This window comes from Nocardia grenadensis NBRC 108939 (assembly GCF_001613445.1).
Classification (GTDB): Bacteria; Actinomycetota; Actinomycetes; order Mycobacteriales; family Mycobacteriaceae; genus Nocardia; species Nocardia grenadensis.
On record NZ_BDCJ01000045.1, the window covers coordinates 1 to 13,305 of the forward strand.

At 69.0% G+C, this 13,305-nt stretch carries 11 protein-coding genes; 5 read left to right on the top strand and 6 right to left on the bottom strand.

Annotated features, from left to right (window positions below):
* Positions 1-326: 326 nt before the first annotated feature.
* Positions 327-1,616, bottom strand: a complete 1,290-nt coding sequence (gene tyrS / locus NGR01S_RS29265; protein WP_063042626.1) for a tyrosine--tRNA ligase — start codon at positions 1,614-1,616, stop codon at positions 327-329.
* Positions 1,617-1,745: 129 nt separating this feature from the next.
* Complete coding sequence (locus NGR01S_RS29270) at positions 1,746-2,375, bottom strand: DNA-3-methyladenine glycosylase (RefSeq protein WP_157107503.1); 630 nt, start codon at positions 2,373-2,375, stop codon at positions 1,746-1,748.
* Between the two features lie 137 nt (positions 2,376-2,512).
* Here NGR01S_RS29270 and NGR01S_RS29275 point away from each other — a divergent pair, with 137 nt between their 5' ends.
* Genes NGR01S_RS29275 through NGR01S_RS29285 form a run of 3 tightly spaced genes read left to right on the top strand, consistent with a single transcriptional unit; the run spans position 2,513 to position 4,754 of the window.
* Positions 2,513-3,277, top strand: coding sequence for an ABC transporter ATP-binding protein (locus NGR01S_RS29275; RefSeq protein WP_373861471.1), 765 nt, complete (start codon positions 2,513-2,515; stop codon positions 3,275-3,277).
* A 44-nt stretch (positions 3,278-3,321) separates the two neighbouring features.
* A complete protein-coding gene (locus tag NGR01S_RS29280; RefSeq protein ID WP_063042596.1) occupies positions 3,322-4,113 on the top strand; it encodes an ABC transporter permease in 792 nt (263 codons plus the stop codon).
* The gene (locus NGR01S_RS29285; protein ID WP_063042598.1) at positions 4,110-4,754 is read left to right on the top strand and encodes a TetR/AcrR family transcriptional regulator; all 645 of its coding nucleotides are present in this window, start codon (positions 4,110-4,112) and stop codon (positions 4,752-4,754) included. The genes NGR01S_RS29280 and NGR01S_RS29285 overlap by 4 nt, the downstream gene beginning before the upstream one ends.
* Before the next feature lie 9 nt (positions 4,755-4,763).
* Here the strand turns inward: NGR01S_RS29285 and NGR01S_RS29290 are convergent, their stop codons facing one another.
* Genes NGR01S_RS29290 through NGR01S_RS29300 form a run of 3 tightly spaced genes read right to left on the bottom strand, consistent with a single transcriptional unit; the run spans position 4,764 to position 7,788 of the window.
* Positions 4,764-4,994 (bottom strand): Trm112 family protein, encoded by a 231-nt coding sequence (locus tag NGR01S_RS29290; protein WP_063042600.1) that lies wholly within the window; start codon positions 4,992-4,994, stop codon positions 4,764-4,766.
* A 5-nt stretch (positions 4,995-4,999) separates the two neighbouring features.
* Positions 5,000-5,470 (bottom strand): GtrA family protein, encoded by a 471-nt coding sequence (locus NGR01S_RS29295; protein WP_084481808.1) that lies wholly within the window; start codon positions 5,468-5,470, stop codon positions 5,000-5,002.
* Positions 5,467-7,788 (bottom strand): hypothetical protein, encoded by a 2,322-nt coding sequence (locus NGR01S_RS29300; protein WP_169811992.1) that lies wholly within the window; start codon positions 7,786-7,788, stop codon positions 5,467-5,469. The genes NGR01S_RS29295 and NGR01S_RS29300 overlap by 4 nt, the downstream gene beginning before the upstream one ends.
* A 166-nt stretch (positions 7,789-7,954) precedes the next feature.
* On the opposite strand from NGR01S_RS29300, the gene NGR01S_RS29305 reads away from it, so the two are divergent.
* Positions 7,955-9,109 carry a glycosyltransferase gene (locus tag NGR01S_RS29305; RefSeq protein ID WP_084481809.1) on the top strand — a complete coding sequence of 385 codons (1,155 nt, stop codon included), beginning with the start codon at positions 7,955-7,957 and terminating at the stop codon, positions 9,107-9,109.
* A complete protein-coding gene (gene rffA, locus NGR01S_RS29310; RefSeq protein ID WP_063042602.1) occupies positions 9,106-10,242 on the top strand; it encodes a dTDP-4-amino-4,6-dideoxygalactose transaminase in 1,137 nt (378 codons plus the stop codon). Before NGR01S_RS29305 ends, rffA begins: the two co-directional genes overlap by 4 nt.
* A gap of 19 nt (positions 10,243-10,261) precedes the next feature.
* On the opposite strand, the gene NGR01S_RS29315 is transcribed toward rffA, so the two are convergent.
* On the bottom strand, positions 10,262-13,198 hold the full coding sequence (locus NGR01S_RS29315; RefSeq protein ID WP_084481810.1) for an AMP-binding protein: 2,937 nt from the start codon (positions 13,196-13,198) through the stop codon (positions 10,262-10,264).
* Between the last annotated feature and the right edge of the window lie 107 nt (positions 13,199-13,305).

A 13,305-nucleotide genomic window follows, 5' to 3' on the forward strand; every position in this document is an offset into this window, starting at 1 on the left:
TTTCAGCGACTGGACTCAACCAGGGCTTCAATGGGGCAGGTTTTCTAGCTTAACCGGCCAGTGGCTCAGAGTCAAACTCCGCTCTTCGGCCGATCATGCCAGGCGCTCCTCGTACTACCTCGTTATCCCTGGTCCCTCCGGCTCAGCGTTTCCGCCTCGCTCCGGGCCCCTGGTCGGTGTCCGTGTCGCTCTGACGTTGAATAAGTTACGCGGCGGGGAACGCTACGTCAAATCGCCACTTCGGCAGCGCGTTTGCCCAGTTCAGAGGCTTGCCGAGAGGCGATCCAACGGGCCGGATCACCGAAGTGTGACCCAGCCCACCAAGATCAATTTCCGGAAGCCCGGCGGACACCCGCGAAATTCCGCTTGCCGCGGCGCAATACGAGCCACCGTCCGTGCAGGTAATCGCTGGTTTCCGGAGCCCAGTCGAGGTCCTTCACGCGCTCATTGTTGACCGACGCGCCCCCTTCGTTCACCGCCCGGCGGGCCGCGCCGCGGCTTTCGCACAGGCCGGACGCCACCAGGAGATCGACGATCGTGTCATTGCCGGTGACGACTTCGGCGACCTTCCCGTCGACGGCTGCTTCGCGCAGCGCCGCGGCCAGCGTCGGTTCGTCCAGATCCCGGAGCTCGCCGCGCCCGAACAGTGCCTGACTCGCCAGCTGTACCGAGCGGGTGTTCTCTTCTCCGTGCACCAGCGTCGTCATCTCCGCCGCAAGCCGGCGCTGGGCCTCGCGGGCATGTGGCCGTTCGGCGGTGGCCTGTTCCAAATCGGCCAGTTCGGCGCGGTCCAGGAAGGTGAACCAGCGCAGGTACCGCACGACATCGGCATCGGCGGTGTTCACGAAGTACTGGTACCAGGCGTAGGGACTGGTCAGCTCCGGATCGAGCCAGAGGCTGCCGCCACCGGTGGACTTACCGAACTTCTTACCGTCGGCGGAGGTCACCAGCGGCACCGTCAGCGCGTGGACGGCGGCACCGTCCACCCGCCGGTTCAGCTCCACGCCGGCGACGATGTTGCCCCACTGGTCCGAGCCACCGACCTGCAGGACGCAGTCGTGTGCGCGGCGCAACTGCAGGTAATCGTTGGCCTGCAACAGCATGTAGCTGAACTCCGTGTACGAGATGCCCTCCCCCTCGAGGCGCCGTTTGACGGTGTCGCGGGCGAGCATCACGTTGACCGAGAAGTGCTTACCGATATCGCGCAGGAAATCGATCGCACTCAGCGAGCCGGTCCAGTCCATGTTGTTCACGATCAGCGCGCCGGTCGGTGAATTGTCCAGGTCGACGAACCGCTCGAGTTGCGAACGAATCCGATCCGCCCAGGCGGCGACGGTATCGGCGGAGTTCATCGTGCGCTCACCGACGTCACGCGGGTCACCGATCAGCCCGGTGGCGCCACCGGCCAGCACGATCGGCCGGTGCCCGGCCCGCTGGAACCGTTTCAGCGCCAGCAGCGGCACCAGATGACCGGCGTGCAGGCTGGCCGCGGTGGGATCGAAACCGGCATAGAGATTGCGCGGGCCCGAGCCCAGCGCCGCCCGGAGCGCGTCGAGGTCTGTGGACTGCGCGATCAGCCCGCGCCAGGTCAATTCGTCGATGATGTCGCTGCTCACGGCTCCATCTTCGCCTACGTCCGCAATCACATAACGCCCGGTGCGGCCATCGTTACCGCACTGCGCGGACGTGGTGGAGACGAACTCGGCGAGCCGCGGCAGGCTGTGGCCGGGCGACGGGCCACCGGGTCAGGCGGATTCGTCGATACGGGGGGCGCGCGGGCTGCGACGGTAGGTGGAGACGGCCGGGGAGCCGGGCAGCCAGACGCGCCAGGGGCGATCGGCTTCGCTGCTCACCCCTACGCGCGGCCCGGCGGAGATCCGCACCGGATCGATCGGGCGGCCCAGTTCCAGCCGGATCGGGGATTCGGGATCGAAGACATCGGTGCCGTAGTCGGCCAAACCGATGCCGAGCGCGCTGCCCAGGTTGCCCGGGCCCTTGCCCAGGTCCGCTTCGGTGCGGGCACCCGGCCGGCGGCCGCGCACCGTCTCGTGACCGGCGACGATCTCGGCGGCCCGCAGCAGCACGCCGCCGGCCACGCCATCCGGTCCGCTGATGATGTTGACGCAGGTGTGCATGCCGTAGCTCAGATAACAGTAGAGGTGACCGGGCGGACCGAACATCACCGCGTTGCGCGGAGTGCGGCCGCGGCCGGAATGGGCTGCCGGATCGTGCCAGGGGCCGTCCGGATCGCCGCCGTATGCCTCGACCTCGACAAGGCGGGCACCGACCGGGCCCGACCACAGAATCGCGCCGAGCAGACGCTGGGCGGCGGTCAGCGGATCAACTGCCAGTTCCTCAGCACTCACGGCGTGGATTGTCGCAGCCCGGGCCCCGCAGTCGCCGCGGGGGCATCCCCGGTCGAGATCCAGGGCACACAGGAAAGCGGGGTCGACAGATCACTCACGCCCGGGTCTTGCGGGTGGGCGCGGGTCGGCGAATAATTCATCAGAGAATGAATTCAACACCCGATGAACAGGGGCCGACCATGCCCGATACCGGCACGACCGCTGCGGTGGAGGTGCGCAACCTCACTGTTCGGCGCGGCAAACGCGAAGTGCTGCACAATATTTCGCTGACCATTCCGCGCGGTTCGATCAGCGGGGTGCTGGGCCCGTCCGGCTGCGGAAAGACCACCCTGCTGCGCAGCATCGTGGGAACCCAGCTGGTGGCGGCCGGGGAGATCACCGCGCTCGGACTGCCCGCGGGCAGCGCGGCGCTGCGGCGGCGGATCGGTTACGTGACCCAGGCGCCGAGCATCTACGCCGATATCAGCGTCCGTGACAATGTCGCCTACTTCGCGGCGCTCTCCGGCGCCGACCGGGACGCCGTCGACTCCGCTCTCGGCGCGGTCGGACTGCTCGATCATCAGTCACAGCGGGGCGACGAACTGTCCGGTGGGCAACAGACCCGGGCCTCGCTTGCCTGCGCGCTGGTGGGCGGGCCGGAGCTGCTCGTCCTCGACGAGCCCACGGTCGGCCTGGACCCGGTGCTGCGGGTGGAGCTGTGGAAACAGTTCCGGGAACTGGCGGCCGGCGGGACAACGCTGCTGGTGTCGAGTCATGTGATGGACGAGGCCGAGCACTGCGACCGCTTACTGCTCCTGCGCGAAGGCGATCTGCTGGCTCGGCTCAGTCCCGACGAACTCCGGCAACGCACCGGTGAACAGAACCTGGAACAGGCGTTTCTCACCCTCATCACAATGGGAGCTCCGGTATGAGTGGGCAGCGAGCGGCATCGACCGCGATCCCGGACACCGGCCCGATGGGGTCGGGTGGGCACTATTCGAGTGGACCCCGCCCTGGCAGGGCGTATCTGGCCACGACCACCCGGATTCTGCGGCAGCTGCGCAACGATCACCGGACGGTCGCGATGATCCTGGTGGTACCGGCCCTGCTGATGGCCCTGCTCTACTTCATCTACCGGGACGTCCCCACCCCGCCCATGCAGGCCACGACCCCGTTCGACCGCATCGGGATCAGCATGCTCGGCATTCTGCCGTTCATCGTGATGTTCCTGATCACCGCGATCGCCATGCAGCGCGAGCGCACCTCCGGAACACTGGAACGACTGCTCACCACACCGCTGAGCAAACTCGACCTGCTCGGCGGATACGGCACCGCCTTCTCCCTGGCGGCCGCCGCCCAGGCCGCGGTGGCCTGCCTGGTGTCGTTCGGCCTGCTGGGCCTGGGCGCCGCCGGGAACCCCGGATGGGTCGTGCTGATCGCGATGGTGGACGCGGTGCTGGGGGTCGCGTTGGGGCTGCTGTGCAGTGCGTTCGCCCGGACGGAATTCCAGGCGGTGCAGTTCATGCCGCTGCTGGCGGCGCCTCAGATCTTCCTGTGCGGCCTGCTGGTGCCCCGGGCCCAGCTGCCGGGCTGGCTGGAGGTGATCAGCAATGTCATGCCGCTCAGTTATGCGGTCGACGCGCTGCACGAGGTCTCGGTGCACACCGACCCGACCGGGTTGATGTGGCGGGATCTGGCGATCGTCGCGGCGTTCGCGACGGTGGCCCTGTGCCTGGGTGCGGCCACGCTACGCCGTCGTACCGCATGAGCGCGGCCGCACCCGACGGCTCCCGTCCGATTCGGCCGGGTCGGCGGCCCGGCCGGTCCGGAGCGCGGGACGCGATTCTCGCCGCCGCCCGGGAACGGTTCGCGAAATCCGGGTTCGACAAGACCTCCATCCGGGCGGTCGCCGCGGACGCCGAGGTGGATCCAGCGCTGGTACACCACTATTTCGGGACCAAACAACAGTTGTTCGCCGCGGTGGTGGAACTCCCGGTGGACCCGGAGATCGTGCTGCGGCAGGTGGACGCGGTACCACTGGACCGGCTCGGCGAGACCATTGTCGCAGCGGTGGTGGGGCTGTGGGATTCCCCGGCCGGCGCCGGGGCGGTGGCGCTGGTGCGCAGTCTGGTGGCGAGCGGAGATACCTCGCTGGCTCGCGATTTTCTCCTGTCGGTGGTGCTGGAGCGGGTGCGGCAGCGCATCGCGACCGATACCGACGACGGCCGGCTCCGGGTGGCGTTGGCCGCTTCCCAGATGGCGGGGTTGGTGATCTCCCGGAAGATCCTGGCGCTGCAGCCGGTGAGTGGACTGCCGCTGCCGCAGCTGGTCGCGGCCGTCGGACCCACGGTGCAGCGCTACCTCACCGGGGATCTGGGTCAGGACTCGACCGCCGCCGGTGAGTCCTGACCCGGGGCGTCACTCCCCGTACTGGCGGGCGAAATCGGTGTGCTCGGCGTCGTCGACCGGGCGGGCCTCGTCGGCGAGCAGCACCGGGATACCACTGTCGATCGGGTAGGCCAGGCGCAGCCGCGGGTTGTACAGCAGATCCGCGCCGTCGGCGGCGCGCACCAGATGCAACCGACCTTTGTCCTGCGGGCACGCCAGCAGACTCAGCAGGGTGGGGTCCAGAATGGTTTCCTCCGACATGGGCTTCAACCTACCGGTCGGCGGAACGAGATAGAGCGGTGGCCGAAATAGCTGCCGACCGCGACCGTGCCCATCACCACGACCGCGGCCGGTGCCCGGGGAAATCCGAGCACGGTGACCGCGAGTTCGAGCAGCAGCGCGTTGGCTACCAGTCCGCCGCTGTTGACGGCCACGAACGCGACGAAATCCCGCAGGATCCGGCCGCGGACCCGGAACACGAGGTTGCGGTGCAGTACGAAGGCGATTCCGACGCCGGTGGCGTAGGCGGCGGCCACCGCCACCGAGGGCGGCACGGCGGTACCGAGCAGCCACAGCCACCAGACGGTCAGGCCGATTCCCATCGCTGTGTTCGCGGCGCCGACGACCGCGAAGGCGAGTTCCTGCCGACGCACGAGCCGGAGTAGGGGTCCCGGGTCGGCGGGTTCCGCGGGCACACTGTCGCGCGGGGTGGTCTGGTGTCCGGCGGATTCGTTCACAGGCGTGCGGCGACAGGACCCGGTTCGCCGGCCACCGGGCCGGCGGGCGGCGGGGCAGCCGGGTCGGCGGGCGGATCCGTCGGATCGTCGGGAGAAGCGACCGGGTCAGCGGGTGGCGCAGCCGGATCGGCGGATGGCGCAGCGGGCTGGTGGGTACGACGTCGGTGGCGGTGGTCGGTCGCCAGGACCGCGAGACCGAGCAGTCCGGCTGCCGCGAGCGCGGCGCCGATCTTCCAGCCGGGCGGACGCCAGGTGAGTTCCAGTTCGCCCCCGCGGGTGCCGGGTGGGATATCCACGGCGACGAAACTGTCCGCGACCACATCGATCGGGAGCTGCCGACCGTCCAGATGGGCACGGTACCCCGGCCAGCCCAGCCGCGCGAACACGATCCGGCCACCGGCGGGCGAATCGACCCGGACCCGGCTGGTGGTATCCGATTCGACGGCGGCGCCGGCGGTGACACCGTCGGTGTGGGCCACCCGGCCGGTGCGCCCCGATACCGGGCCGGTTTCGCGTTCGAGCACCACGATGTACTGCTCGTGCCCCGGATAATCCACCCACCTCCAGCCCGCGGGCGCGGACTGTTCCCGGGCCCCGGGGAACAGCGCACGCTGGAGGACCACGCGGTCGACCAGCATCAGATCCACCAGGGGCCGCCCGGTTTCGGGTTCCGGCGCGAAGGCCCGCCGGTAGGCGTCGGGGCAGACACTGACATCCCAGCGCATACACAGCAGATGACCGAAATAGAAGTGACCGTTGGGGGTGTAGCCGCCCACATAGTCGGCCTCCAGGTTCTTCGCGTAGTTACCGAAGGCCAGCGAACCGTAGGCGCCGTCGAGGGTGCGTTCGCCGGGGGCGATCAGCGCCCGGTCGCCCAGTTGCAGGGTGGTACCCGGGAAGTCGGGGAAGGCCGCCTTCATCTCCGACCGTTTCGTGGGCAGATTCCAGCTCATAGGCGTGGGCTGGGCCGCGTGCACCTGGAGGTAGGCGATCGGCGTCACCGCGGCCAGCGTGAGCAGACAGGCCGCGGCCCGCCCGCGGGTCCGTCCCGACCACACCACGACCGCTCCCAGCGCACCCACCCCGGCCGCGGCCATCAGGTGACCGAGCGCCTGCTCCGGCGCGGCCGCGGCGGAACGCGCCAGCAGCAGGACGACCAGTATCGCGGCAGCGATACCGCGTCGGCGGGTTCCGGCGACCGTGCCGAACCGGCCGAGCAGGACGCACACCAGCACCAGCAGCGCCAGCGCGACCATCGGCAGTACCCGGGCCGGCCAGCGCAGCGGGCCCATGGTCCCGGGCCCGGCGGTCCACAGCAGGGTCACCACGGCGAACAAGGCGGGCCCGCTCAGCTCCCGCGCCGCGTCCACGGCCCGTTTCCAGTCGACGAAAGCCAGCGCCGGGACCAGGAACCAGGCGATATAGACCATGGGCAGCGGCTGCACATATCCCCACCAGGAGGTGAAGGCAGGCAATGTGCTGGGCAGGCTGGCGTTCAGCGATTCCGACCAGGGCACGGTCAGGAACTGATCGTTGTGGATCTCCGATGCGCCGCGCCAGGTGACATCCGCGGTGAGCAGACTCGGTAGGTAGGTCGCCAAACCGGCCGCCGCCGCACACCCGGCCACCAGGGCGAGCCGGAACACCGGCGCCCACTGCCGCCGGTACACGAATTCGCCGATTAGCACGGTGGCGAACAGCACTGCCGCTTCCACCGCGGGAAAAACGTATTGCACCGAGATCGTCAGGTAGAGAAAGACGAAAACCGGGACGGGTCCGTCGCGGCCGCGGGCGTAGCGCACACCCGACGCCCAGGCGTGCACGAGCCAGGCGGTTCCGGTGAACGCGGTCATCCAGCTGGCGGCGTCGAAGAACAGCAGGAAACCGCTGCAGGGGAAGGCCACCCCGGCCACCGCGGACCAGGCCGGGCAGCCGCCATAGACCAGGCAGACCCGGTAGACGCCGAGTCCCAGCACGACCGCGAACAGCAGTTTCACCAGCGTCGCGTACAGCGCGAGATCGTCCACCGAGACCGCGAGCAGATCGATCAGCAGTTGCGGCGGATTGAGCAGACCGGTCTCCTCGATCGCGTAGTTGCCGGCCAGCCAGTTCTCCGGCACCAGTACCGGGAACCTCCCCTCCCGCAGGGCACGGCCGGTCATCACCCACAGCGGCGCGTACTGGGACTCGGTGTCGTCGGTATAGAAGTGCCGGGAATTCGCCGACAGGACAGCGAGATAGGCGGCGAGCACCCCCGCCGCGCACACCAGACCCCACCGGACCACATCCCGCCGACTCTCGGCTCGACCATCCGCCACGGGTCCCAGACCCTACCGCCCGCAGCGGGTTCCACGACCGGAACGACGCGCATTCGGATCTGCCCGCATCGTCCGCACCGCACCTGCTAGAGTTCGCATTTCTCGGGCTCACCAGCGTCATCGAGACCCGGCACGCGTTATCCACCGTCGAAAGTCGATCTCGCCAATGCCGTTTTCTCCCAGCTTCGCGTCCGCCCGGACCGCCGATCGGCCACCGGCGGCCCGCTCCGTCCCCGAACTCGCCACCGCGGCCCCACGCCCCGGCACCGACCACCCGCCCCCGGCCTATGAATCCGATTCGCCCGGGGTGTGCGGTATTTCGGTTGTGGTCCCGGTGTACCGCGGCGAACAGACCGTCGCCGCCCTCGTGCGGGAACTGGACACGCTGGGCGTACCCACCACGACCCCCGGCGGGATCGGCTTCCGCGTCGCGGAGATCGTGCTGGTCCACGATCACGGCCCCGATCGCTCCGATCTCGTACTCCAGCGGCTGGCCCGCGAATACCCGCAGGTCCGGGTGATCTGGTTGAGCCGCAACTACGGACAGGACGCGGCCACCATCGCCGGGTTGGCCGCCGCCCGGGGACGCTGGGTCGTCACCATGGACGAGGACGGGCAGCACGACCCGGCCTGTCTCGCCGAGTTCCTGGACGCGGCGTATCGCGAACGCGCCGACCTGGTCTACTCACGGCCCACCAACACCCGGCCGCACGGCCCGCTGCGCAACCTCACCTCGCGCGGCGCGAAACTGGTACTGGCCACACTGTTCGCCTTCCCCGCCTCCACCCGCTTCGAGAGCTTCCGGCTGATCCGCGGCGATATCGGGCGCCGGCTCGCCGAGGTCGCGGCCAACGGCGCCTACCTCGATGTCGCGCTGACCTGGGTCGTTGGCCGGACGGCAACGGTCCCCGTGCTGTTGCGTACCGAGGGCCGCACCGAATCCGGGTACGACTACCGGCGCCTGTTCTCGCTGTTCTGGAAGATGGTGCTGTGCACCGGAACCCGCGGACTGAGGCTGGTGAGCCTGCTCGGTGTGACGCTGGCGCTGGCCGGGGCGGTACTGGCCGGCGTGATCATCTATACCGCGCTGACCGGCGACGACGCGGACCCGGAGGGCTGGGCCTCCATTATCGTGGTGCTGCTGCTGTGCTCGGGGGCGGTGTTGTTCTCGCTCGGCCTCATCGCCGAATACCTCGGGGTTGTCCTGCACATCCTGGTCGGCAAACCGCTGTATCTGACGGTGGCATCCCCGACGCCCCGGCCACCGGAGGAGAGGACGGCCGCGGCCGGGCACCGGCCCGCCGAGGCGGCAGCGAGGTGAGCGGGCGCATCATCTTCAGCCGGCCCTATCGGTCGGCCGCGGAACTGTCGAATGTGACCGCCGTACTCGATTCCGATCACTGTCACGGTGACGGCCCGTTCACCGCCGCGGCCACCGCGAAGCTCGCCGCGATCACCGGCGCCCGCCACGTGCTGCTGACCACCTCCTGCACCCACGCGCTGGAGCTGGCCGCGCTCCTGCTCGAGCTGGGGCCCGGCGACGAGGTTATCGTGCCGAGTTTCGCCTTCACCTCCACCGCCGCGGCCTTCGCGGTCCACGGCGCGACCTGTGTATTCGTCGATATCGACAGCACCACCGGCAATATCGACCCGCAGGCCGCCGCCGCGGCGATCACCGACCACACCAAGGCGATCGTGGTCATGCACTACGGCGGAGTGGCCGCCGATATGGCCGCACTGCAACACCTGGCCGACCGGCACGGTCTCGCGCTCATCGAGGACAACGCCCACGGACTGGGCGGTACCTGGCGGGGGCGTGCGCTCGGCACCCTCGGGACGCTGGGCACCCAGAGTTTCCACGACACCAAGAATGTGCACTGCGGCGAAGGTGGCGCATTGCTGCTCTCCGACGACATCCTGATGGGTCGCGCCGAGATCATCCGGGAGAAGGGCACCGATCGCGCCCGATTCCTGCGCGGTCAAGTGGATAAATACTCCTGGCAGGACATCGGGTCCAGTTATCTGCCCAGCGAACTCAATGCCGCCGTCCTCGACGCCCAGCTCGCCGAATTCCACACCATTCAGCGCGCGCGACACCGCGTGTGGCACACCTACGCGGCCGGACTGGGTTCCTGGGCGGCCGAGTACGGGGTGACACCGATGTCGGTGCCGCCGGACCGACGCCATACCGCGCACCTGTTCTATCTGCGAATGCCGACCGAAGACGCCCGCGACGGCCTCATCCGGCACCTCGCCGATCGCGGAATCGTGGCGCCGTTCCATTATGTACCGCTCGACTCGAGCGCGGCGGGGCTCAAATACGGGCGGACGCCCTATCCGTGCACCCGCAGCGCCCGGTTCGCGGCGAGCATCCTCCGGTTACCGCTGTGGCCCATGCTCACCCGGGAACAGATCCACCGGGTACTCGACGCCGTCACCGCGTACCGGTGCTGAACCGGACGCGGCCGGCCGGTCACAGCCTGTCGGGACCGTTCTCGGTGAGTACCTCGTAACTCTCGGACTCCGGCTCGTACCACCAGGTGAACGGGCCCGGCCGCGGCCCGCCCGCCGCTTCGACCGCATGCGCAGACGGCCGGAACGACGGGCTGCGCGGAATATCGTCGACGACATGGACGACATCGGGGCGCTGGTCGGGCGCCAGCGAGCGTAGAGCCTCGGTGATATCGCCGGGTTCGAGGCGGAACCCCCGTCGTACGCTCACCGCCGCGACGGCGAGCACCCGGTCACCCGCGGGCAAGGCGTAGGCCACCTCCATATCGACGGCGGCGATATCGTTGAGCACATCCACGATCGGCTGGGTGAACACCGGGCCGCGGCGGGTCCGGATGACCGTGTCGATACGGTCGACCAGCCAGTAATCGCCGTCGCTGTCGCGCCGGAAGAGGTTCTCGGTGGGCAGCCAGGAGTCCTCGGGGTCGAAGACACCGCGCAAACCGCCCAGCGACAGGTCCACGCTCGCCCCGGCCGAACCGATCAGCAGCCCGACCTCATTGTCGGCGCAGCGCCGGGCGTACCCGTTGTCGTCGACCTGGACCCGGCCGGAGACCGGGTCGTAGGCCACCAGTTCCACGCGCGCGGTCCCCGGCACCGGCCGGCCCTTGCAGCCGAATTTCACCCCCGGCACATTCGCCAGCACCACATCGCCCTCGATCGAGGCATAGAACTCGAGCACCCGGGCCGGCGCGAACTGTTCGACGGTGCGCCGCCACAGACCGGCGGGCATCCCGGACCCGATGAACAGCCGGATGGGATGCGCGTGTCCCTCCGGGAACACGTCCGCGTCGAGAATATCGCGCAGCATCGTCCACGTGTACGTCACGACCGTGACCCCGTAGCGGTGGACTTCTTCGGCGAAACGGCCCGGGTCCAGGGATCGGGCCAGCGCGATCCGGCTCCCGCCGGCAATGGCTCCGCCCAGGCTCACCAGCAGCCCGGACGAATGGTGCAGCGGCGCCAGGCAGTACACCGTGTCCTTGTTGTCGAGGTCGGCCGCGGAGGCGGTACCGAACGCCGACAGGGCCCACCGGTGGTTGGTGATGTATTTGATGTCGAGCCGGTCACCGACCCCGGCGACCAGGATGAACGCCAGTTCCCGCGCGCGTCCCGGGTTGGGGCGGTACCAGCCCGGCACCCGAACCTGCTCGGGATCGATCTGTTCGAGATCTACGACATCGGTGCCCGCGGGTACCGCCAGGCCGCGGGCGTCACCGCCGCCGAGGACGAATACCCGAGCCCCGGTGGCGACGGCGTGACCCACATTCTCCGGGTCCGAGACCAGCACCGTGGTCCCGGTCTGTGCGAGGGCGGTGGTCAGATCGCTCTCGGGTGCCATGAGCACCGCGACAGCACCGAGACGCGACAAAGCCGCCAGAGTCACCAGCGCGCTGGGCCGGGTCTCCATCACCACACCGACCCGGGTCGCGGGCCGGATCCCGACCGAGATCAGGCCGCGCACCACATTGTCGATCCGGATATCGACAGCGGCATTGGTGTGCACCCGGTCGTCGAAGAGAAAGCATTCGCCGCGCGGCGACCGGCGGGCCTGTTCGGTCAGCAGCCGGCCGATGGAGATCCGGGTCGTCGATTCGATCGTGCCCAGACGGGTCAGCCTGGGCAGCGTGCGCGCCGCGCCCTCGACCACGCCCACCGATCCCCGCAGCGTATTCGCGGCCAGGTGTTCGAGCGTGCGCCCCATCTCGGCGCCGGCCTCGGCAAGCGCCGCCGCGGTGTGCACCGCACGCCGCAGGACGGTACGGGGCGCCCCCTCGGCGACATGATCGGTCATCGGCACGATCTGTTCCGGCAGTGCGTTACCACCCTCGACCCAGCCCACCCAATCGCGCACCTGAGGCCAGGTGAACTTGCCGGCGACCGATCCCGCGACGAGACCGAAATGACCCGAGACCAGCGTCGACTCGTAGACCTCCGCCCGCGGCGCGGCCCGCACGATCCCGCGTACCGCCGCGGGCTGGCCGATCTCGTCGACCTCGCCGAGGAAGGCCAGGATCGGACATTTCAGGTCGGCCAAGGAAATCGGCTGATCGCGGATGACGAAACCGCCCAGCATCATGCGGTTGTGCACGACGAACTGTTTGAGCAGATCGGCCGCGGCGGGCCCGGCGTAGCCGATCCAGCCCTCATTGGTCAGGAAGCGCCGCTGTCGTTCCTTCGGCAGCAGTGCTTCGCGGTCGTGTAGCTGGCGCAGGAAATCGATCCGGGCCTTGGCGGTCTTCACCGGGTCGAGGAGCTGGAACCCGATTCGCACCATCCGGTCGGTGATCGGCAGCCGGGGCACGACATGGTCGGCGGCGAAATCCACCAGGTCCGATACCGCCGCATGCGGTAGGCCCAGCGGCATCCCGGCCACGATATCGACCGGACTGCCGAAGGTCACGATGCTCGCGATCCCCTTGCTCGCCCGGAAGGCCGCGGTCTGGTACGCGAACATACCGCCCTGCGAATACCCCATCAGGTGCACATCGCGGCCGGTCGCGGCGCAGACCGTATCGATCGCGTTGTTCACCGCGAGCACATGATCGGCGAGATCTCGTTTCCAGCCGCCCTCCTCCACCGACGGGGAACCGAAATCGACGACCCAGCAGTCGATCCCGCTGCGGTGCAGAATGCCGACCGCGCCGTCGTCGCCGTTGACGTCCCAGATATCGGCATTGACCATGAGCGGTGGCACGAACAGCACCACCGGGCCTCCGTTGGGGGCCGCGGGGAAGTAGTGGCGCAGGCGGTACATGGGCCGCCGCTCGGCGACCTCGAACGGCGAGGACTCGGTATCCCTGCCCAGTCCGCCGAAGCGGATCACCTCGAGCCCGTTCTGCGCGGTGGACATCACCCGTCGCGCCGACCCCGCCAGACCTCGCACACTCAACTTCACGTTCCGCTCCCAGCCCTACCTGTGGCGTGGCATACCTCACAAACGCTGCGGTATGCACAAAGCCTGCCATATCGCACCCCGTACCCGTGAGGCCCGTTGTGACATCT

Bases quoted from the DNA above. Each gene is read 5' to 3' on its own strand.
- NGR01S_RS29275 (WP_373861471.1), top strand. From the start codon at position 2,513: ATGAATTCAACACCCGATGAACAGGGGCCGACCATGCCCGATACCGGC.
- NGR01S_RS29280 (WP_063042596.1), top strand. From the start codon at position 3,322: ATGGGGTCGGGTGGGCACTATTCGAGTGGACCCCGCCCTGGCAGGGCG.
- NGR01S_RS29285 (WP_063042598.1), top strand. From the start codon at position 4,110: ATGAGCGCGGCCGCACCCGACGGCTCCCGTCCGATTCGGCCGGGTCGG.
- NGR01S_RS29290 (WP_063042600.1), bottom strand. From the start codon at position 4,994: ATGTCGGAGGAAACCATTCTGGACCCCACCCTGCTGAGTCTGCTGGCG.
- NGR01S_RS29305 (WP_084481809.1), top strand. From the start codon at position 7,955: ATGCCGTTTTCTCCCAGCTTCGCGTCCGCCCGGACCGCCGATCGGCCA.